At 47.1% G+C, this 22,913-nt stretch carries 19 protein-coding genes and 1 other RNA gene; 4 read left to right on the top strand and 16 right to left on the bottom strand.

Translation table 11 applies throughout. The annotated features are described in order from the left end of the window. The first annotated feature begins 14 nt into the window (after positions 1-14). The 3 genes from MHH93_RS15580 (at position 15) to MHH93_RS15570 (ending at position 2,506) form a co-directional block, all read left to right on the top strand. A complete protein-coding gene (locus MHH93_RS15580) occupies positions 15-581 on the top strand; it encodes a TetR/AcrR family transcriptional regulator (protein ID WP_440392295.1) in 567 nt (188 codons plus the stop codon). 120 nt (positions 582-701) lie between these two features. After that, entirely contained in the window at positions 702-1,823 is a 1,122-nt protein-coding gene (locus MHH93_RS15575; RefSeq protein ID WP_091012066.1) for an ABC transporter permease, read from the top strand. Further along, positions 1,823-2,506 (top strand): ABC transporter ATP-binding protein, encoded by a 684-nt coding sequence (locus MHH93_RS15570; RefSeq protein WP_091012064.1) that lies wholly within the window; start codon positions 1,823-1,825, stop codon positions 2,504-2,506. Before MHH93_RS15575 ends, MHH93_RS15570 begins: the two co-directional genes overlap by 1 nt. Positions 2,507-2,641: 135 nt before the next feature. Here MHH93_RS15570 and MHH93_RS15565 read toward each other — a convergent pair whose 3' ends face one another. Continuing rightward, positions 2,642-3,565: a helix-turn-helix transcriptional regulator gene (locus MHH93_RS15565; protein ID WP_500054763.1), complete on the bottom strand. Its 924-nt coding sequence runs from the start codon at positions 3,563-3,565 to the stop codon at positions 2,642-2,644. A 199-nt stretch (positions 3,566-3,764) separates the two neighbouring features. On the opposite strand from MHH93_RS15565, the gene MHH93_RS15560 reads away from it, so the two are divergent. Beyond that, a complete protein-coding gene (locus MHH93_RS15560; protein ID WP_500054762.1) occupies positions 3,765-6,935 on the top strand; it encodes an alpha-mannosidase in 3,171 nt (1,056 codons plus the stop codon). Positions 6,936-7,173: 238 nt separating this feature from the next. On the opposite strand, the gene MHH93_RS15555 is transcribed toward MHH93_RS15560, so the two are convergent. The 15 genes from MHH93_RS15555 to ssrA all read right to left on the bottom strand — a co-directional run bounded on the left by MHH93_RS15555 (position 7,174) and on the right by ssrA (position 22,869). After that, the gene (locus MHH93_RS15555) at positions 7,174-8,028 is read right to left on the bottom strand and encodes an aldo/keto reductase (protein WP_500054761.1); all 855 of its coding nucleotides are present in this window, start codon (positions 8,026-8,028) and stop codon (positions 7,174-7,176) included. A gap of 141 nt (positions 8,029-8,169) precedes the next feature. Then, positions 8,170-10,083, bottom strand: a complete 1,914-nt coding sequence (locus MHH93_RS15550) for an AraC family transcriptional regulator (RefSeq protein ID WP_500054760.1) — start codon at positions 10,081-10,083, stop codon at positions 8,170-8,172. A gap of 129 nt (positions 10,084-10,212) precedes the next feature. After that, entirely contained in the window at positions 10,213-11,466 is a 1,254-nt protein-coding gene (locus MHH93_RS15545) for a mechanosensitive ion channel family protein (RefSeq protein ID WP_500054759.1), read from the bottom strand. A 148-nt stretch (positions 11,467-11,614) separates the two neighbouring features. After that, positions 11,615-12,256, bottom strand: a complete 642-nt coding sequence (locus tag MHH93_RS15540) for a polysaccharide deacetylase family protein (protein ID WP_500054758.1) — start codon at positions 12,254-12,256, stop codon at positions 11,615-11,617. 107 nt (positions 12,257-12,363) lie between these two features. Continuing rightward, positions 12,364-13,239: a carbohydrate ABC transporter permease gene (locus MHH93_RS15535; protein ID WP_500054757.1), complete on the bottom strand. Its 876-nt coding sequence runs from the start codon at positions 13,237-13,239 to the stop codon at positions 12,364-12,366. Between the two features lie 15 nt (positions 13,240-13,254). Further along, positions 13,255-14,124 carry a carbohydrate ABC transporter permease gene (locus tag MHH93_RS15530; protein WP_500054756.1) on the bottom strand — a complete coding sequence of 290 codons (870 nt, stop codon included), beginning with the start codon at positions 14,122-14,124 and terminating at the stop codon, positions 13,255-13,257. Positions 14,125-14,257: 133 nt separating this feature from the next. Next, positions 14,258-15,571, bottom strand: coding sequence for an extracellular solute-binding protein (locus MHH93_RS15525; RefSeq protein ID WP_500054755.1), 1,314 nt, complete (start codon positions 15,569-15,571; stop codon positions 14,258-14,260). A 196-nt stretch (positions 15,572-15,767) separates the two neighbouring features. Then, on the bottom strand, positions 15,768-17,546 hold the full coding sequence (locus MHH93_RS15520; RefSeq protein ID WP_500054754.1) for a response regulator transcription factor: 1,779 nt from the start codon (positions 17,544-17,546) through the stop codon (positions 15,768-15,770). Beyond that, positions 17,537-19,708, bottom strand: a complete 2,172-nt coding sequence (locus MHH93_RS15515; protein ID WP_500054753.1) for a cache domain-containing sensor histidine kinase — start codon at positions 19,706-19,708, stop codon at positions 17,537-17,539. Before MHH93_RS15515 ends, MHH93_RS15520 begins: the two co-directional genes overlap by 10 nt. A gap of 563 nt (positions 19,709-20,271) precedes the next feature. Next, positions 20,272-20,634 carry a hypothetical protein gene (locus MHH93_RS15510; protein ID WP_500054752.1) on the bottom strand — a complete coding sequence of 121 codons (363 nt, stop codon included), beginning with the start codon at positions 20,632-20,634 and terminating at the stop codon, positions 20,272-20,274. A 108-nt stretch (positions 20,635-20,742) separates the two neighbouring features. Next, positions 20,743-21,159 carry a uracil-DNA glycosylase gene (locus MHH93_RS15505; protein WP_500054751.1) on the bottom strand — a complete coding sequence of 139 codons (417 nt, stop codon included), beginning with the start codon at positions 21,157-21,159 and terminating at the stop codon, positions 20,743-20,745. Continuing rightward, on the bottom strand, positions 21,160-21,450 hold the full coding sequence (locus tag MHH93_RS15500) for a hypothetical protein (RefSeq protein WP_500054750.1): 291 nt from the start codon (positions 21,448-21,450) through the stop codon (positions 21,160-21,162). 204 nt (positions 21,451-21,654) lie between these two features. After that, the gene (locus MHH93_RS15495; RefSeq protein ID WP_500054749.1) at positions 21,655-22,101 is read right to left on the bottom strand and encodes an ATPase; all 447 of its coding nucleotides are present in this window, start codon (positions 22,099-22,101) and stop codon (positions 21,655-21,657) included. A 118-nt stretch (positions 22,102-22,219) separates the two neighbouring features. Further along, entirely contained in the window at positions 22,220-22,417 is a 198-nt protein-coding gene (locus MHH93_RS15490; protein ID WP_500054748.1) for a hypothetical protein, read from the bottom strand. 87 nt (positions 22,418-22,504) lie between these two features. Beyond that, positions 22,505-22,869, bottom strand: a transfer-messenger RNA (tmRNA) gene (gene ssrA, locus MHH93_RS15485). Positions 22,870-22,913 lie beyond the last annotated feature (44 nt).

The following is a 22,913-nucleotide window of genomic DNA, read 5'->3' as shown; positions in this document are numbered from 1 at the left end:
AAGGAAGAGATTCAATGGGAAGAAAACAATCTTTTACTGAAACAGAGCTGCTGGATACGACCAAGAAATTAATTCTCGAGCATGGCTACGACGGTTTTCATCTCAAGCTGCTCTCACAGCATCTCTCCGGAGCCCGAAGCACGATATATCAATATTACGCCAATAAAGAAGAGATTGTTGCTGCTTGTATGAAGCGCGTAATAGCAACCGTGTTGGAGAATTCATTAGCCGTTGATGAGACTGATCCCATGGATGCTCTTGAGCAACTGCTTCTGATCTACGCAGAAGAATCGACGCTCCATCAACTTCTGGGAGATGCCAGCAAAATTAATACGACTAATTCTGCTGCAGCAGCGAGAGATCTTGAATTTATTGAGGAAGCACATAAGACCCTGAAAATTCAGTTATCACGTTTATTTGAACGCGCACAGCAGGATCAGGCCCTCCGGCAAGATATCCCTCTACCTGTACTTATTGGTGTTTTCTTCAACTTGATTAATACGCCGAACATGATGAATATCCCTACGCCTGATTGGGGAAAGCTGTTGTTCCAAATGTGGATCGGAGGAGCCAAGAGCTAACTTTGTTCTTGGATTAAATTTGACACAAGTGTCATTTATGTCGTTTAATAATGAAGACCGCGTCGCCGCGCACCTAATTTGACACATGTGTCGAAAAAGAGAGAAGGAGTTGAACAGATCATGTTTTTAGCGATGAAGGAGTTAATGCATAGTAAAATGAAGTTTTTGATGATTATCATTATCTTCGTACTGATGGCTTGGCTGGTATTTATTTTATCCGGTCTGGGGAATGGATTGTCCACGCTAGCCGCATCAACATTCAAGACCATGAAGGCTGATTATGTCATCTTTGAAGAAGGGGCTCAGTCTTCCATGAGCAAGTCACTGCTGTCAGATCAACTGGTGGCGAAGGCGGAACAACTTCCTAATGTGGATGCCGCATCCCCTATGGGAAGTACGATGGCAACAGCAATGAAAGAGACGAGTACCAAGAATGAAGATAAAGTCGATATAGCGATTATAGGAATTAACCCAGGAAGTTTCCTGGAACCAGCTATTGTAGAAGGTGACAGCCTGTCTTCCGAGAATCCCACCGGTGTGGTAGTGAATTCGACCCTAAAAGATGAGGGCTATAATATCGGGGACACCTTTCAACTGGATGGCACGACGGAATCATTGACCATTATCGGATTTGTGGAGAATCAGACGTATAACCACGTTGCATCCGTATTTACACCAATGGCTGAATGGCGGAAGATCGCTTTTGCTGCTCCAGGTTCAGATAAAGGAATTGAAGGACCGGTTAATGCGATCATGTTACAAGGCGAAAATATTGATCCTGAAGCGATAAACAAAGAGTTATCCAGTACGGATACCGTTACCCGGTCGGAAGCTGTGCAAGGCATGCCAGGATACAAAGAAGAGAACGGAACGATTCTGATGATGCTTGCCTTTCTGCTCGCGATCTCTGCATTTGTGCTTGGGGTATTCTTTTATGTCATCACGATGCAAAAGACCAATCAGTTTGGCATTATGAAAGCGATCGGTGCCAGCAACCGTTTCTTGGGAAAAGCCATTATCTCGCAAGTGTTTGTACTTTCGCTGACTAGCATTGTTGTTGGAATCTTGCTGACTTATGGGACAGCAGCAATTATGCCAAAAGGAATGCCATTTAAGCTGGAAACCAGTCTTGTCTTCAATTATTCTATTATCTTGCTGGTTATCGCTATGTTAAGTTCACTGGTATCTGTTCGCAAAATTACGAAGATTGATCCGCTTAAAGCGCTCGGGAGGGTTGAATAATGAGTAAGGGATTGCACATGCGGGAAGTCACCATGTATTATGCCGAAGGAAACAATCGGATCACCGCGCTCGATCATGTATCCATATCCGTGGAACCGGGGGAATTTGTTGCTGTCGTTGGACCTTCTGGTTCTGGTAAAAGTACATTCTTGTCTATTGCTGGGGCTATGCTAAAAGCCTCCGAAGGAGATATTCAACTAAACGGAAATCATATTTCGAAGCTTACGGAGAAAGAGCTATCTACTATACGGCTGCAAGAAGTTGGATTTATTATGCAATCTTCAAATCTAGTTCCCTATCTAAATGTTCTCGATCAACTGTTAGTTGTAAAAAGAATGGCGGGAACGGTCAAAAAAGAGGATAAGGCATTTGCCACCAAGCTGCTGGAAGAACTGGGGCTGGGTTCGAAGTTAAAAAGTTTTCCCGAAGAGTTATCCGGTGGTGAGAAACAACGGACAGCCATTGCGCGTTCTTTAATGAATAATCCCAACATCATCTTAGCCGATGAACCAACCGCCAGTTTGGACACCAAACGAGCCCATGAAGTGGTTAGTCTAATCGCGCAAGAAGTGAAATCACGCCAAAAAGCGGCCATTATGGTTACCCATGATGAGCGCATGCTTGAATATTGTGACAAGGTATATCGGATGTATGATGGCGGGATGTCCCTAGCTAAATCATAAATAGATGGACCCAATCCTATACCATGTCCTTAACTATTATTTTCATGAAAATCTCCTGTCCGGAAAAATAGCCCGTTAACTAGCAATTTAAGCCTGTCCATCACTCCGCTTATTATCTCACGCTAGGCGCTAACGTCACTCGGGTCTTTCGCCCACAAGCATCATTTCATGTTTGCTCTGCGATGGTCTGCTCCGTCGATAGGCACTTGGTGACATACCGCTCTGTTTGTTGAAGATGCGATTGAACTGGGAGAAGCTGGCGAAACCACACTGTGCAGCAATGTCCGTAATTTTTTCACTCGAATTCAGCAGCAATTGCTGGGCATTTCGAATACGGGTCATCTGCACATACTCCGTGAAGGTAAAACCAGTGACCTTGTTGAATTGGCGGGACAAGTGGTGGGCACTTACATAAAACCGCCTGGACACCTCGTCCAAAGATAAATCCTGCTGATAGTGGCTGTGAATATAGGATGCAATGGCATACATACGCCGGGACATCGATGATCCTGTCTCTTCTCGCACATACCCATTCTCTGCCGTGTAACGATGAATGGCACACAGAAATTCTACAAATTTATGATGGATCACAACCGGTTGAAGCGTAGAGCGCTGCTGGGATATGGCGAAAATATCATTGATGGGCGCGAGGATTTCTTTGCGCCGTTCTTCCGGGAAGCGGAAAATCGGAACCTCTTCATCAAATATGGAGAATAGTTCATTGTAACCGCTCTCAAGTCCTGGCATATGGCGAGGCATCGCAAAATTAATCATCAAGCGTTTTGGCGGTGTACCTTTCGGATACTGCGTCTTATGCAGCAAAGAAGGTCGCAGCAGCACGATATCCAATGGATGAATCTCATATAAACTGCCTTCAATAATATGCGCAGCCGTGCGATCCAGCAGAATACAGACTTCATAAAAATCATGAAAGTGCTGAAACTCCATATTCAGGTCATGAGAACGCTCGTCATAGTCCAGATGATAAAAGAGTTCGTCTCCAGGCTGATTGACATGGATTGCATATCCCTGCTCGTATGTCAAAACGGATGTTGTCATGGACATGCCTCCTATCCCGATACTAATGACTTTATTTTAGCATGAAATGCAATAAAAATACGTCTTTTTCAGCATACATTACGTAGTTTCGCCCATTTCCCCTTTGTTATGATAGAGTTGATATGTTAGCGCTTGCAGTATACTTACTCCAACGACGACTACAGCCTGTACTTACTACAAACCAAGGTGGGAAACCAACATGAAAATGAATTCCTTGTATACTCGGATCCATACCATAGTTAAACACTTGGAACTTGCACGACTGACCTCAAAAACATATATACCGGAGCTTTATCATAAAGAAAGTGGTTACCACTCCTGGGAGCTGGTGCATGAGGACCCTTCCTCCTGGAACGTATTTCGTAAGGGTGATGGCTGGGGCGGTAAAGATGTACACAGCTGCTTCAAAACCCGGATTCGCATCCCGGATCATATGGAAGGAAAAAAAGTCGTATGTACCATTGTCACCGGTGCGGATGATATCTGGAACTATGATAATCCACAATTCCTGGCATTCATCAATGGAGAATTGATCTGCGGTCTGGATGTGAACCATACGGAAATTGACCTGACACCTGCTGCGGCAAAAGGCGAAGAATTCGAACTGGCTTTATATGCGTACTGTAGTACTTCAGCAGCGGATGTCTTTCTCAATGTATATATTGCTGAGCATCATCAGCCTGTCACCGATCTATATTACGATCTTAAGGCTGCGCTCGATGCGGCGGATCTGCTGCGTGAGGATGATCTGGAGCGTCTGAATTTGGTCGAACATCTGAATAAAGCCGTGAATCTGCTGGATTTACGACAGGAGAACAGCGTAGAATTCCATGCTTCGGTACCGGAAGCGCGCCAATATTTGCAAGATCATGTCTATGGTGATGTCCGCCCTGCTGGTGATCACATCCCTACCGTCCATTGTATTGGACACACGCATATCGATGTGGCATGGCTATGGACATTGGATCAGACTCGGGAGAAGGTCATTCGCAGCTTCGCGAGTGTATTGTATCTGATGGACAAGTTTCCAGAATACACGTTCATGTCCTCTCAGCCCCAGCTGTATGCGTACCTGAAAGCAGACTACCCTTCCCTCTATGAGAAAATCAAGGAAAAGGTAGCGGAAGGCCGCTGGGAAGCCGAAGGTTCGATGTGGCTGGAAGCCGATTGTAACTTGATCTCCGGGGAATCCATGATCCGTCAGATTATCTACGGGAAACGTTTCTTCAAGGAAGAGTTCGGCGTGGAGAACCGTGTGCTCTGGTTGCCGGATGTATTTGGTTATAGTGCTGCGATGCCACAGATTATGCGCAAGAGCGGTATTGATTATTTTATGACAACCAAAATTGCCTGGAATGATACGAACCAGATTCCGAACGACACGATGTACTGGAGAGGCATCGACGGATCAGAGGTTTTAACCCATTTCATCACAGCGACAGACTATGACAAGCATCCCGATTTCAGACAACGCCGCTTCGAGACGACTTATAATGGAAGATTCAACGCCTCTCAAGTCAAAGGCACGTGGCAGCGATACCAGAACAAGAACATCAATGCAGATGTCCTGCAATGTTTCGGATTCGGGGATGGCGGCGGCGGACCAACGGAAGAGATGCTGGAGCATGGCAGACGACTTGATGTCGGATTGCCGGGTGTGCCCACGGTGAAACGTACCTTTGTACGCGAGTTTTTCGAGAAGCTGGAGCAAAATCTGGCGGATGTGCCTTCCGTTCCCCGCTGGTCGGGTGAGCTGTATCTGGAGTATCACCGCGGTACCTACACTTCCATGGCCCGCAACAAACGGTACAACCGTCATAGCGAATTTGCGTTGGCCGATGCCGAGCTGTATGCCATGATTCATCGTCAGGCGAATGCACAGGCGGCCTATCCAACCGATGCACTGGAGCATGCATGGAAGCTGACGATGCTGAATCAGTTCCATGATATTCTGCCGGGCAGCTCCATTGAGCAGGTATATGTGGATTCCAAAGAGCAATATGAAGAAGTGCTGCGTGTCACGGATGAGCTGAAAGACAGCGCACTGAACGGCATTGCAAGCCGAATTACATCTGATGGCGAAGCCATTGTCGTATTCAACACCACTGGATTCGTACGGACGGACGTGGTTGAACTGCCTGCTTTTGCGAGAAAAGTGACCGTCTACGATGGAGATCGCCCTGTACCAAGCCAGCGTACTCCCGAAGGCGGACTCGTGTTCCTTGCAGAGAACGTGCCTGCATCTGGATATAAATCGTTCCGAATTGCACCAGATCTGACTGACGAACTTGTCGCGGGCGTATCGGTTGCACAGTGGGAAGCCAATCAGCGCCACATCCATACACCTTGGTACGATATTCAACTGAATGAAAGTGCCGAGTTCATATCCGTATGGGACAAGCTGGAGGGGCGTGAGCTGCTTCAGTCTGGCAAGCGTGGTAACGTGCTGCAAGTGTTCGAGGATCGACCTGCGGAATATGAGGCATGGAACATTGACGACTATTATGAACAGCATATGTGGGAGATTAGCGACCTACAGTCACTGGAGTGGGTTGAAAGCGGGCCGGTGCGTTCCGTGTTACATGTGAAGCGACAGTTCCTGGACTCGGTTATTGAGCAAACGATCATCTTCTACGCGCATACACGCCGGATTGATTTCCGTACGTTTGTGGACTGGAAGCAGGAGCATTTGCTGCTGAAAGCCGCCTTCCCGCTGGATATCTGGAGTGAGAAAGCGGTCTACGAAATCCAGTATGGCAACGTTGAGCGTGCTACGCATCGTAATACCAGCTGGGATCAAGCCCGGTTTGAAGTATGCGGACAGAAGTGGGCCGATCTGGCGGAGAACGGGTACGGGGCTGCGCTGCTGAATGACTGCAAATACGGATATGATATTCATAACTCGGTGATGCGACTGTCACTGATCAAGAGCGCAACGTACCCGAATGAAAATGCTGACAAAGAGCAGCACGTATTCAGCTATGCACTCTATCCGCATCAGGGCGACTTCCGTGAAGGACGTGTCATCCAAGCTGCTTATGATCTCAACCGTCCGCTGGTTGCCCGTGATATTGCATCACAAACCGGTACGTTGCCGGGAACATGGTCGCTCGCATCGGTTGATCAGGATAATGTCGTGCTGGAGGTTATCAAAAAAGCCGAGAACAACGATGATATGATCATCCGTCTCTATGAAGCACATGGCCGCCGCAGTAGGGCTTCCCTGCAATTGCCTGAAGGAACAGGTGCTACGGCGTACGCGTGTGATTTGCTTGAGAACAACGAAGCGGAATGCGCGGTGGAAAATGGTCGGATTTCTTTTGATATCAAACCGTATGAAATTTTAACTTTCCGGATCCCGACAGCATAGCGGATACATTAACGTGAAAATGTGCAGCTGTAACCTTTAATTTCAAGGGGTGCTTATTGTCATAACTGACAAGGGCACTCTTTTTCTTTTTTTACGATATCCTCTCCCCCGAATGTACAAAAACACCCCCGGAATATCAACGGTAGAGCCAGAGGCTTGACCATGTTTATTCACAGGGGTTTCTGATTACAAATGGTAGATTATATAGGAACCAACTTAGCCAATGATTAAGATGTCTTTAAAATTCTTCGTACTCGCTTGGGTCCTGATCCCACAACCGTCCATCCGGACGATTAAATGCCGAGATGACCTGCATCTCTTCTGTACTCAACTTGAAATCGAATATATTGATATTTTCTTGCTGATGCTGCAAGGAGCCGGCCTTTGGAATTGGAATGGAACCCAGCTGAACATGCCAGCGCAGAATGATCTGGGTCGGCGTTTTGCCATGCGTTTCCGCGATCCGAAGAATGTTCTCATCCTTCAAAATATCCTGTACGGCATCATTGCCACGTCCAATCGGACTCCAAGATTCGTTCACGATGCCATGCTTCGCATCCTGTTCCCGCTGATCAGCTTGGTCAAAGAACGGATGCAGCTCAATCTGATTCAGACTCGGTGCTACCCCCGTCTCCTTAATCAGGCGTTCATTGTGCTCAGGCAGGAAGTTGCTGACGCCGATGGATCGGATATATCCACGCTTTTTGGCTTCGATCAGCGCTTGCCATGCCTCGACATACATGTCCTTCTTCGGATTGGGCCAGTGGATCAGATACAAGTCATAATAGTCCAGATCCGCTCTGTACAATGATTCCTGAATCGCCACGAGTGCTTTATCCTGAGCGTGATAACGCCCTGGCAGCTTCGAGGAAATCAGCAGTTCTTCTCTAGCGATGGAGCTTTGCTTAATTGCTCTGCCCACGGTTGCCTCATTCTCATAGTTATACGCCGTATCAATTAATCGATACCCTGCATCCATGGCAGACGCGATCGATTTAACGCCTTCTTCACCTTTCAGACTATAGGTACCAAATCCAATTGCAGGTACTTTCAAGCCATCGTTCAATGTATATTCCGGAATGTGATGGTTCATGTGAGAACTCTCCTTTGCCAAAAGGTTAGATTTTCGTTCCGAGATTAGACTGTTGGAAATTGATCGTCCTCTCGTTATTCTACCCTTCCCAGGGTGCTTGAATCAATTTGGCTTAAGAGAATCCATAGGGTGTTGGACGTTCTATTGGTTCTTTCCGACCAGTATGTCCACAATGATATCCAGCTGTTGCACGACCGAAATAGGGTCACTGAATAGAAACTCGTCAAAATCGATATTGTAGACCTTGTCTGCTTTCCCTGCTGGCGATTGCTCAATCAGCTTCTGCACATCCTTGAGTTTATCCTCCGCTCCTTCATTCACAGCAAGGAATAATCGATCACCAATAAAATCAGGAATCACCTCAGAAGAAATTTCCCACGTCTCACCTTTGATCACGTCTGTCTCGATCTTGGAGGTTGGCTTCAACCCGAGATACTTGTAGATAATATTGCCTCCCATATTCGTATCCCCGTATACAAAAAGTGCATCTGGACGCACGTTTAATATGGAGAACGTTTCTTCAGCACCTACATAAGGACTTATCTTCTCTTTGTACTCCGCGATTTTCGCCTTGAATTGCTCATTCCATAACCGTGCTTCCTCTTGTTTCCCAAGAATATCGCCAAACATCTCCACATCTTTAATCGGGTCATTATGCTGCTCGACAACAATGGTTGGAGCAATCTGACTCAGTGCATCATACCCACCTTCCACAGCTTCTGCGAATGCTGCCGTTGTCACAATCAGATCTGGCTCCAGTGACAGAATTTTCTCAGCATCTGGCGGAACGCCCACATCTGAAATACCGGAAGTATCACGTATAAGTGGATTATCTAAAATATATGTCGTTGTGCCAACCGGCTTCACCCCAAGCGCCATCAACTCACCCAAGTGATAGAAGCTGACGACTCGCTGTGGATTCACAGGAATCTCGGTTTCTCCTTTCAGATGTTTATATGTCCGCGTTTCCACAGCTGCGCTGTCTGTAGCTACAGCAGTATTCGTATCTGATGAAGCTGGCTGGGAAGCCGTTGCTCCTGGAGTACTGCTAGTCTGGCATGCACTTAGAAGCAAGGATGTACATAATAACATCATCGCCCCAAAGGCTGGTCTTGAAAATCTAAACATGGATGTGTCCCCTTCCCGAATCCGTTGATAATAAGTCTCATTCTCATTATGGGAACCGGAGTTAGGGGTTACAATAGACGATTCTAACCAGCGTAATGGATTATACTGAACCTGTGGCCGATATTGCGTACGAAATTGAAGCGGCGATAAGCCGGTATGCTTTTTGAACAAACGACTGAAATAATACATATCCGCATACCCCACGTTGCTCGCGATCTCCTGAATACGGGCCTCGGATCTGAGAAGGTATTGCTTGGATCTGTGAACGCGCACATGAATGAGATATTCAATGGGTCCCAATCCGATCTGGTTCTTGAACAAACGGGATAGATAACTAGCGCTGCAATGGTACCTCTGGGCCAATTCTTCAGCTGTAATTGATTCGCTATAGTGTTCGTGAATGTAGTGGATTGCCTCAGTGACGATATTGGGTTTGCTGCTTTCCTTTTTGGCCAAAGTCTGATTCTGTTGCCGCATGATTTCGTACACCATTGGGAGAAAGGTCGACTGTGCCTGTAGCTTGTCTATGGGGTCAGACTCTTGCCACAGACGACTCATGGCTTCACACTTCTCCTGAATAGGGAGTAACGCATACGGAGCAAATCCATACGTCACTTGGAAGCTCTTCCAATCTTCCGTCGATACACACTCGGCTGTATATAAAATCAGATAATAGGCAAAATCCTGATCCAACGTTATAATACTCAGCTCAGCATCTGCTCCCCCATGCAATATGTATGGTGAACGGGTCTGATTGGCCTCGCCTGATATGCTTATCCTAGCCTCTCCATGCGTAATAATTAAGAAAAAGCTGTTATGCACCGCATCATGATCAGGAACCGTGCCATGCTCCGCACGATAATATACAATATCCAGTAATCTAACGGCCGTTCGGCTCCAGTGTTCGATATGAGCTTCCCAATCCATACACGTTCCCCCTACTTCTTCGTTCGTAAAATATGCCTATTATATCACAGAAAAAAAGCCATCAACCTAGATGGGTTAATGGCTTATGCATGAATAGTATTTATGAAAAGGCAGAGCTATTATGAGGTCCTAGTATTCTCGCACAAATTGCTTATCTTCTTTCAGCTGCACAATGTCATGTCCAGTTGGATTTTGGAAGGCACGCAGTCCGAATGTTGACGCCACCGCGAAGATATGGTCAAAGATATCCGCCTGAACGTTCTCATATACACCCCAGTTGATATCATTGCTGAATGCATAGATTTCCAGAGGTAGTCCGCGATCTTCCGGTGCCAATTGTCGCACAATCATCGTCATATCTTTATTGATCTTTGGATGGTTCCTCAAATATTGATGGATATATTCCCGGAATACACCGACGTTTGTCAGCTGTCTGCCGTTCACGTTGCTTTCAGTATTCACCTGGTGCTCCATGTTGTACGCTTGAATTTCTTTAAGTTTGGAAGTGACATAATCCGTCAGGTAATGAATCTTCTCAAATTCCGCCACCATCTCTTCCGTACAAAAACGAATACTGCTGATATCAATATAGATACTCCGCTTAATCCTTCTGCCGCCGGATACCTGCATGCCTCTCCAGTTACGGAACGAATCCGAAATGAGGGCGTAGCTTGGGATCATCGTAATCGTTTTATCAAAATTCATAACCTTTACCGTGTTCAATGTAATGTCAATGACGTCACCATCCGCATTATACTTTGGCATCTCGATCCAGTCACCAACGCGCACCATATCGTTTGACGATAGCTGTACACCCGCCACGAGGCCCAGGATCGAGTCTTTGAATACAAGCATCAATACTGCCGATAACGCCCCAAGTCCACTGAGGATAATAAGCGGATTTTGTCCAATCAGGCTGGAGATGACGATTATGCCCCCAATAATGAACAGAACAATCTTGGCTACCTGAATGTAGCTCTTGATTGGGCGAATCTTCGACACCTCGTAGGTACGATAGATATCATCGAAGACATTAAGCAGAGCATTCAGAACCGTGATCATGATGACAATCATGTAGGTCATTGCTGCTTTTTCAATGATGCCCTGATAGGGCGAGAAAATATAAGCAGAATAATAGATTATAATGGCTGGCACAAGATGCGACAGCTTCTGAAATAAATTTTTCTGAACCACGATGTGGCCCCACTTGAAACGGTTGTTACTTACAATACGATGCACCGTCTTCAGTACCACTCGCTTGGCAATCACATTCGCCAATATCGAGATCACCGCAATAAAAATAATCATAATGATGTTTGAAAGATAACCAATGGAGGGTCCACTCATGCCGAGTTCTTCTAGTTGATTTTTGATAAAGTCCATTGTTTCCTCCTGACATAATCTAGTTTAGCCTATTATTATAAAGTAGTTTGAGAGGGCAAGCAAAGTTTGTGCTCCCGCTCCGTTCTTCCTATGTATTATATATATTAAAAAAAGACCCTCTCATTCAAAGAATGATGGGTCCACTTGATTATGTTATCTTTTCATCCTGATCACGTGAAATGTCCAGCAGCTCACTCACCGTCACCAATCGATACCCTTCTGTGACCAGTTCTTCCACCAGCACACGAACGGCCTCCACCGTCTGGGAACGATCCCCGTACCCGTCATGGAATATCAGCACGCTGCCAGGTTTCACCGCAGATCGGGTATACTCCAGAATGTGCTCAACACCAGGATTGTCCCAATCCTTCGCATCACCATTGACCGCACCAACAGTGCGATATCCACGCTCCGCTGCCAGAGACAGTATATCATCGTTTACGCCAAAATACGGCGGTCGGAAGCTGCGGGCAGGTTGCCCCGTAACTTCTTGAACAAGACGTTCTGCGCGTTGCAACTCTTCCCCGGCTTCCTCCAGCGTCAGCTTGGTCAGGTCCGGATGCGTGTATGTATGGTTGGCGATTTCATGCCCTTCCCGGTGCACCCTCGCCGCAATCTCCGGATGAGCCTCTATCTCTGTACCAATCATGAAAAATGTCGCCTGCCCACCAGCACGACGGAATATCTCAAGTACTTGAGGTGTATACACCGGATGCGGCCCATCATCAAACGTAAACGCCACAACTTTTTCCCGAACAGACTCCTGCTCTACCATCGCGATATTGACCATACCATAATGACCCCTCTCTGCAACTGACTGGCTACATACCCCTTATTATTCCATGTCCACAGGCTCCGGTCCAGTCCAGAGATCACACCTTTTCCTACGCTTCTAATTTAACCTTTGATCGCACCTGCGATCATGCTCTTCTGCACCTGTTTATTCAACAGCAGATAGATGATCACCGTTGGTACCGTCGTAATCATCAGTCCCGCACCAATGATGCCCCATTGCGTAATGTACGTTCCCACCATCGACATCATGCCCACCGTCAATGTCTGGTAAGCCGTGTTATTGATAAACGTGACCGCAAACATCAGCTCATTCCAACACGACAAAAACGTGAAAATGGCTACCGTTGATATAGCCGGGGTTACCAGAGGCAGAATAATAGAGAAAAACGTCCGGTAGATGCCGCAGCCGTCGATCACCGCCGACTCCTCCATCTCTCGCGGGATACCTTTGAAAAAACTGCCCAGAATGAATACCGCCATCGGAATGCCAAACGCCACGTAGGGAATGATCAGTGACCAATAGCTATTGAGCAGGCTCAGATTCTTCAAAATAATAAACAATGGCAGCAGCGCCGCATGAATCGGCACCATCATACCCAGCAAAATAATCGTCATCGTGAACCCGCTGAGCTTCCAGTTCATTCTTGTGATTGCGTATCCCGTCATCGAAGACAGGATCAGTACCAAGACAATGGAGGCAGCTGTGACCAGCACGCTATTCATAAAATAGTTCAGCACATGGCCATCGGACAAGGCTTTGGTATAGTTGCTCCACAGAAATGCCTTCGGCAATCCGGCAACATCGCCGCTGAAGATTTCACTGTTATCCTTCAAGGAAAACAGCGCCAGCCAGATGAGCGGGTAGATCTGCACAATCGCAACGAGGATCAGAAACGCTTGCAGGAACACTTTCCCGATTGGTCCGGAGATGGACCTTGGCTTGGGCTTTTTTTGCAACATGACTTCTACGGTACTCATGCCTCATGCCTCCTTCTATTCCGTTTTGAACAATGAATTAATGAGGATCGTACATACCAGACATTCCACAATGATAAATACCGAGATTGCACTGCCATATCCGTACCGGAACGTATCAAAAATGGTGGAGTACATCAGCGTGCTCGGCACTTCAGTAGTATAGAACGGCCCGCCGCCGGTTAGCACATAGATCAGGTCAAACACCTTGAATGCGCCAATAACCGAAAATACAAGGCTTACCTTCAGGATGGGCTTCATTAAAGGGATCATGATGGACCACGCCGTGCGAAGACGTGAAGCACCATCCATTCTTGCAGCTTCGAGTACATCCTGAGACACGGATTTCGCTCCTGCGTACATCAGCAGCATGTGATACCCCACGTACTGCCATAGGGTTGGGATAAAAGAAGCCGCAAGTGCCGTATGCTTCTGACCCAGCCAATCTTGCGCCCAATGGGATAAGCCGATATTTTGCAGCAGCACGTTCAGCAGACCATAATCGGCATTGTAGATTTTTGACCACAACTGGGCAATAACCACCGTTGAGATCAATACCGGGATGAAATACACGGTCCGGTAGAACCCTTCCCCCTTGACGTTGGACGCCAGAATCAGTGCGAGCACCAGCGAGATCGGCAGTTGAATGAACACCGAAGCTCCCGCGAATAACAGGGAGTTTTTGATCGAATTCAGTACACGCGTATCCTTAAACATCTCCACATAGTTGTTCAGACCGATAAATGTACCCCTGCCTACGCCGTTCCAGTCCAGCAGACTGTAATAACTGGAGACAACGATCGGAATAAGCACAATGCCGCAGAACAGAATCAGTGTGGGCAGTACGAAGACAGCTATGGTGCCTTTATTGGAAAATACAGAGTTCATTGTTGTTCTCCTCTCAAAGGCGTGACCGGGATATGCCGGACCACGCCTTGTTTGGGCTTTAGCTTAATTGTTAGAAGCGGTAGCCGTGCAAGCTCACGAGCTTACACGTGTAAGGATTGCGCGCATGCGCGAATTACAGGCTTAGCTCCGTTGGTTTGAGCTGTGCCATCTGTTTGCAGAACTCCTCAGGTGTTATATCGCCGGCAAGCAGCTGGGCAATCAGGTTTTTGTGCGCTTCGGCAGACTCCGCTGGCAGAATGTTATCCCACCACGCGATGAATGAGGTCGCCGTTTTCATAATGTCTGCCGCAGACAGATCAAGGGAGGACAGGCTGGACGTGTCGAGTGCATCGGTTTTCCAGCTTGGCAGACCGGCTCCGGCCAGGAAACCTTGCGTACCCAGCTGCTCGCTCAGATACATCAGGAATTCCACGGCTTCCTTCGGATGTTTGGTATTCTGGTTGATGTAGAAACCATCGACAGCTCCGCCGAAGATTTCGGTATTTGTGCCTTTTCCATCCTCAAACACCGGGAACGGAATCACTTTCACTTTGCCTTTGACTGCAGAGGACGGATCCTCAATTCCTGCATTCACCCAGTTGGCCTGGAACATCATCGCCCCGTTGCCTGCATTGAATGCCCCAAGCATCTCGTCATAGCTCATGCTGAACATGCTGCTGTTGAAAGCTCCTGCTTGCGCAAGCTGCTGCATTTTGGTCGCGGCGGCCACAAAGTCCGGCGAATCCCACTTTGACGGATCTTTAAAAGCTTCCATCACCGCAGCATTGCCTGCCTGGCGCATCGCAATAATGTCGTACCAGTACATGCCCGGCCAGCGGTCTTTTTCCCCAATCACAGCCGGAGTAATTCCTGCCGCCTTCAGCTTCTCGATTGCATCCAGCAGTTCGTTATAGGTGGTGGGAATCTTGGCACCCGCCTGCTCGAACAATTCCGTGTTCACGTAAAGGTTGGCGATATGGGTGTACACGGGCAATGTGTAGATTTTGCCGTCCATATTGATTGCCTCAGCCATACCCGGGCCCATCCGTTCTTTAATATCGTCCGTCAGGTAACCTGAGATTTCCAGCACATTACCGGATTTGATGTACGGCTGCATGAAGCTGCCGCCCCCCATGCCATAGAACAGGTCCGGCGCTTCACCAGCTGCAATCGATGTTTTGACTTTGGTTTTGTACTGTTCTCCTGTTGTGCCCGTACGTTCAACCTGAATGTCTGGATGCTCGCTGTTCCATTTCTCCACAATCTCGGGCAGAAGCTTGGCCGAAGGATCGGTATTGCCGACTGATTGATCCCACAGCGTTAGCTTGATCTTGCCATTACTTTCCCCCTGTGCACCGCCGGACGAATCGGATGAACATGCCACCAGACTACTTACAATGCCAAGAGTCAGAATTAGACTTGCTGATTTTTTTAATAGCGCTTTCATATCTACGGACCTCCCTATGTGTTTTCGTTGGTTCTAGCCCATATTTTAGGTGAACTGTGCTTTGTTCTCCATTTAGAAAACAGGCATCGATTTGTAATTTTCGAACATATGTGGAATTGGAACCGAAGCGGCTTTACACTCAGACCTTCGCCGCACTCCCCACACTCCCCAACACGCCCGACTACATTCTCGTTTTTCAGGTTTTTACATTTCGATATTCATTCATGGATCGACCGATATGTTTTTTGAACAAGACGCTGAAATAGTGTGGGTCCGGGATGCCTACCTGCTCCCCAATCTCATAACCTTTCAGATCCGTCTGTTTCAGTAGCAGTTCAGCCTTCTTCATGCGGAGTTGGGTGAGATACTCCACAAATGTCTGCCCGGTTTCTTTTTTCATCAGCCGCCCCAGATGGCCCGAGCTTACGTAAAAAGCAGCCGCCGTGCTGGAAAGCCCCACTTCCGCATTGCCCATATTCTCTTCAAGATAAGCCTTCACCCGGTCGATCAGATTGCCTTCATTGGCCTGTCGCTTGGCTTGTATGACATCCGATACGGTGCGGACATGCTGCTCTAGCCTACTTTTTAGTTCGGACAGATGATTTGCTGTAAAAATGGCCGCAACGGCCTCCTTGTTCAATGCGTGCTCTCCCTCAAGCTGCTGCTCTATAACAGCACGTTGGCACTCCGTAACCACATCCAAGGCTGCCATCCGAAACTGCGAAACGTCCGAGAATGGCACAGACAGCACACGCTCCAGCAATAATACCGCTTCTTCCCGCGCACCAACACTGACGTAAAATTGCAGTTGTTGGAGCAACTGAGCATCCGAGTGGTAGGGCTTCTTCCCGCCCTCGATGACCAGATCTTCGAAGCAAATGACCTGATTTTTTCCCACAAACGCCTGATAATCGAGTGCACGACAAGCTTCCCAGTATCCCACACAAGCCTTTCCCCATCTTGATTGCCATTGCCCAATCCCTACAGTCACATCCACTTCGCACCCTTCGAGCTTAAGCGTCTGTTGAAGTTCTTCGTGAAGCTGCTGTACCTGATTGGCAAATTCCGTATCCGCACCAAGCGAGAGCACAACGATCTGGTTATGCGGGTCCATAAAGGTAAGGGTGTGCGAATCCTGCGGATAAAAAGCCTGTACCTGCTTCATGCCTACCATTCGCAGCAGAATATGTATTTCCTCAGCGGGTTGTGGATGGGCTTCTGTCTGATGCCGGCTTATATGGGTTTGATCATGTTGAGGCTCTCCTTGAACTTGGCTGAGTTGGTGCGGTTGACGGGCTTGATGAGCTTCATGAACTTGATGAGATGTCTCGGACAGATGTGGATATACCTCTGGTGCAGCTATCTTCGCTTGCGGTACAGCAACCTCCACCTCTATTACTGCGATGCGTAATCCCGGTTCGCCAGACGAGATAGGAATGCCGAAGAATCGCGCCTTCTCCTTTAGTTCATCCTCAGGCACCACATGACTTAACCATTGATTCACAAACCTCTCCCTGAGATAAGGCAAGCTCTGCTCCATCTCCTCTCGCAGCTTCATCAGCTCGTACTCACGTCCGACCTCCTGCTCGATCGCCAATCGCAGCTTCGCCGTAACCTGTAATAACTCAGAAGCACGAATGGGTTTCAAAATAAAATCGGATATGCCCAGCTTCACACTCTGACGAGCATACTCAAATTCATCATGTCCCGTCACAACCACGATTTTCAGGCTCGGGTAACGCTCCATGAGAATGCCGCTCAGTTCAATACCGTCCATCTTTGGCATGTATATGTCCGTGAATACGATGTCTGGACGCAACAGCTCCACCTGATCCAAAGCCTCTTGTGCATCAGAGGCCTCGCCAACGATGACCATGCCTTGCTGTTCCCAATCGATACGCATACGCAGCAGATTTCGGATTAGGTACTCGTCATCCACAATCAATACCTTTAACGGTTCCACAGTTAATTCCATGATTCATCGGCTCCCTTCGGGATCGTTATCAAAATGGTTGTTCCTTTTCCAACCTCGCTCTCAAGCTTGAGTCCATCCTCTCTGTCGTAGAAAATACGAAGTCGCTCCATCGTGCCCCATAAGCCAAAGCTTGGATTTTGTTTAGAGTTATAGTTAATCTTAGAAAGATTAGAAAGATTAGAAAGATCGGAAGGATTGGAAAGATTAGTTGAATTAGAAGAGTTAAATGATTTAGTTGAGTCAAAACGTTTAGAACGGTTTATTTCTTTGCGTTGAACCTGCTGTATCTCTTCCTCAGACATGCCAACTCCGTCGTCAGTAATCGTTAGAAGTACCCCTTCCTTGAATCGACGTGCTTGAATGCGTATCTTGCCTGGGCTGCCTTTGGGACGAATGCCATGATACAGTGAATTTTCCACCAGCGGCTGGAGCACGAGCTTGGGAATCATCACCCGCTCACAGTCTGAATCGATATCGTACTGCACCTCAAACACACCGGGGTAGCGCACCTGTTGGATCGTCAGATAATTGCGTACAATCTCAACCTCCTCGTGCAGTGTAATCAGTTCACGGCCTTTGCTGACACTCAGTCGATAGTAACTTCCGAGCGCTTCTAACAACTCACATACCTTATCGTTCATGCCCGACATGGCCAGGGAGGTGATGGAATCCAGTGTGTTGTATAAAAAATGCGGCTTGATCTGCGCCTGAAGTGTATTCAGCTCTGCACGGCGGATCGTCTGCTGCTCCTTAATGATGCGTTTCAGCATCTGGTCAATCTGTTCAATCATCTGATTGTATCCTCCATATAACTGAGCGAACTCGTAGCTGTTCAGCTCAACCATCACTTTGCGGAAGTTGCCACTTGGCGCTTTCTGCATGGCACGAAGAAGCTTATGAATCGGCTTGATGACACTGCGCGAGATGATGAATGAACTTACAAAAAAGACAGTTCCGTTCACCGCCAGCAGGATCAACGCGAGCAGCACCATGGATTTATTACGGGTATCAGTAGCCCGGTATGGACTCATGCTGATGAATTTCCACTGATCATCACCAGCCGAACGATAGGTTACCGCATACTCCTGACCACCCGATTGCAAGGTGATGAAGCCGGAGGGCTGCTCTTGAAATGCTTGTTTTAACTTGGCCTGATTGGCCTCTAACATCTCGTGCATGCCTTCCTGTCCAGAAGCCGCAGACATGGATGCGTCGGATACCGTAGGCACGCCCTTCTTTCCATCGGTTGCGTTGGTTGCGATCACCCGCTGATGCTCATCCAGAATGGCCACCTGAAATGAATCCGGTGCAGACAGGTTGGCGTAGGCTTGCGCGATGGACGCCCCCTTGATGTTCATGACCAGAAATCCAAGCGGAGACGTATCATCCAAATCCCGAATGAGGCGAATAAATGAGACCACCTCTTGCCCATCATTTTCCCCCATGGCCGAGAATCCGCTATCGTTGTTGCCACCATTCAGCCTGAGCAGATATCGTCCGTTGTGCTTCAAAGCCTGTTCGTACCACGGCGCTTCCTCCACATTCGCTTCCATAAACGTGGGCCACTCCTGTGTACCGACCGAGAATCGGTGCCCCGAATTATCATAAATATAGACTGAATCAATAATTGGAACCGCTTGCATAAGATTGGTCAAATACGCGCTGACCTTGGACTGTGTCTGTAAATTGGAGTACACATTGCCCTGACGCAGCAGGTTCTGCAAGTTGGGATCGGAGAAAATCATCTTCGAATAATTGTTCACGTTCCCGATCATTAGATTAACATTGGTCTCAATGGATGTGATTGTCTGCAGTGATGCTTCATTAATCTTTCGCTGCGCGTCATTTTCCGAGATTCGATTCAACACCAACGCACTGAACGCCACAGTTAGCAGAATAATGACAAAGTAGGCAAACGGGATTTTAAAAGCCAGCGTCCTGGGCTTGCGTTGAATGAACTCTTTGAAACGGGGAGCCCACTTCTTCTTCATTGCACTGGGGTTTGCTCTTGTGTTTGCTTTTGTGGTTGCTTTCATATTTTTGTTTGCTTCTGCATTGGTCTCGAAATCTGATGCTGTTGCTGTTACTTTCGCTTCAATTGTTGCATCACCTTCTGTTGTTGCTCCTGCATCTGTTGTTGCATCCTTTGCTCTGTTTTTCACTCTGACCCTCCTTTGGTTCCGAAGTGTGATGGGTTTAACGGTTTGGATCGGATGACCGGTTGTGTTATCCACCACTCTCTTGGATTGTATACAATTGTATATTATAGGACGGTGTATGGAGGAGGCTCAATTCTTTTTATCGCTTGGGGATGACTTGACTGAGTAAAGTAGAATGAGGATTTGGGGAGCAGATTGTTGTGAATGCAACGGGTAGAGGCCCCCTGAATTGGAACCACAAGGAGCACTGCTTTATATAATGTTTGAGGTACAGATAAAGGTTGTGGTTTGTGCCGGATGGAGAGTGATGCAGGGGACGCGGAGGATCTTAATACACAAAAGACGCATATAAACATCTACCTTGATATGCGCTACTTTTGAGCAGAATTACTATATGTACGAGCATACACAAATCTTATTATGGGCCGTGTGTTGATCGAATGGTTAAGGTTGGGAAATTCAATCATCGTTTCTTGTATGATAGATCTAAGTGGGGGAAGTGCCGGGCAAACTGCTCTCGGGCAGGAGAAGTACCGTTCGTTATGGTAAGAAACAGCGAATCGTGATCAAAGCGAGAATTCGGTAACGCCTTTTTTGGAGGCATATTTCAGCGTGTAGCTTCCTTCTGTCCCATATGGCATCGTAGCGATTTGGATGCGGGTGTAATCCAGCCGACTCTCTCTCAGCACTTTTTTAATTAGCGCTATGCTCCGATCCTCGTCCGTTACCACACAGAAAATGTTCATTACATATGCCTTCGGATCAGCCACACGGCTACCCAGATCACATCCATCCACCTCTCCCAACTCCGCCTGGGTCAGAACGGTTTCCAGATATTCCATTATCTTTTCTTTCAACCAATGATCCCGTTTGCTGCCCTGCGCGCTCTTCAGCGGATATTGCACCACAAGCCAGTATTTTTCACTCATTTAGCTTCACCAACCAATCTTTATATAATAGGTCATTACCTTACGTGTAGGACACTTGGACGATAAGGTCCATATGTTATGCCTTACATTCCTTCAGTTCAAAATGGGCTAGATCATTGACCTTACTGCTTTCTGGAATTGTACTGCCCTTCCATTTGCAGGATGAGGAACATGGTGATGTTTAATGAGATGGGAGCTTAACGTGTCTGCTGACTTTCTGCCAATAGCCACGATCTGAGCATCAGGATTCAGTTGCATAAGCTGTCTTGCGAATAACACACCATCCTCCAACTCTGCCAAAGTCGGCGTTCGATTCGTCATCCTGTTCTCAGAAGATTGATAGGGGTGAAAGGGATAGATGTTCCAAAATATAAAGTCCATTGGTTTCCACCTTGTACTGGATAACACTTCGCCCCATATAATAGATGCTGTCGGCTCTGCGAATCCATACAATGCCTGACTCTGGTTAGGCTTGGCGATATTGGGCAGGCTTGTTCGGACACCCGGCTCACCTGAAAAAACCATCTATTGATTCACCAGCGGGTGATTCCCGGTAACCATTCGCTCGGACGTCAAGGGTACGCCGGAGAACCTAGCCCCTTGATATCCCACCGCTTCCGCAATAAAAATGTACCGAGCCTTGCACATTCGCGGTTCCAAATACCTGACCAAATGTTCCGACCGAATCTTCACCGCTTCGGGGCCGATATCATAGCCCGTCACATAATCTCTCCAAGGATTAATCACATTAACTGGCGAGACATATGCTTGTATCCCTGCAACAAAATCGCGGATCTCTTGCTGCGTTTGGCTCATGCTTCTTTGCCTCCTTTGGGAGATTACAGAGTATATCGGGCTTGCATCAGCTTATTTTACAAAGATTATATCATACAGAAAAACCACCAACCAGTTCACGGGTTGATGGCTCTTGACTTCTAAAAGCGAGGGATCGAACCCCTGTCCGAAGATAACGCACATAATCTTCTACGGGTGTAGTCAAGTTCTGATGTCATCCGAGTGTCAATAATCCACAAGAACAGGATTAGCCCATGTAGGAATAGACTCAACACAATAGATCAATTTATTCTGTATGATTTCTGCAACAATTAAAGGCTTGTATCTATTATCAATGATGATAACCCGCTCTGCTATGGCTAGAGCCGGTTTAAGGTTCTTCAATGACTCACCATATCGATAACGAATGTCTTCTTCTGCAATCCAATGTCCACCTTGTTCAACACGAGAGGCAACACGATCTATATGCATTTGAACATCCTCAAGACCGATATAGTAAACGACAATTTCATAATTGTTTTCTTTTGCTATTTCCATATGTTTTAAAACAAATGATCCGGACAATGTCGTTTCAATAGCGAAGTTTACACCACTTTTAATGAGTGATCGGATTCTTTTTATAGCTTCCCTGCCAGCAGAAAGGTCAGCACTGCGCGGATTCTCTGGCTTCAACTCTCTTGCAATTTGATCTGGATCAACCAGTTACCCAAGCCACTCTCTCATTTGCATGCTAAGTGTACTTTTCCCTGCTCAATTGGTTCCAGCAAACACAGTCATGACTGGTTTGGTTTCACTCATGATACTCAAACTCCTGCCGTTTCCCAGTAGAATCAAAAATAATTTCGAATTTATTACCTTCAGCATCCTCACGAACGCGTTTGTTGTTCTTTATATAATAGATAGAGGCACCTGATTCTTTGGCTTGTTTCCGTGCATGTTGATTGGCTTTCTTTAAAATTTCTTGGAGCTGTTCTCGATTTTCAAACATCTTGAGTCCCCCAATCTAAATTTATACATATTATATCATAAACTAAAAAACCACCAACCAGATTACTGGTTGATGGTTTCTTGACTCTAATGGAGGCGAGGGGAGTCGAACCCCTGTCCGAAGATAACGACACATAAGCTTCTACGGGTGTAGTCACAGTTTTGATGTCACCCGAGTATCGCCCCGTAACCGGCTATACGTTGGGTCAGCCTGATTGTCTTCTTCAGCACACCCCAGGCGGAGATGTGACAGCGTATCCCACTACTTGTTAGCCCCTAATCCTGTCACATGGGCGATGCAGGTTAGAAGCACGCACACAGTTTCTTAGGCTGCGAAAGCGTAGTTTGTTTGTTGTTTGCCGTTTAATAGGCTTTAGCGTTGATGAAGCGGACGCGTCCCCACTACCCGCTACCCATGCTCGAACTATCCCCGTCGAATCCATAAACGCCCCCTCATATAAGAAGGGCTCCAGGATTAATCCGTGAATACGGAGCAA

The organism is Priestia sp. FSL H7-0729 (assembly GCF_038005685.1).
Taxonomy (GTDB): domain Bacteria; phylum Bacillota; class Bacilli; order Paenibacillales; family Paenibacillaceae; genus Paenibacillus.
This window is presented reverse-complemented; position numbering and strand designations above follow the sequence as displayed.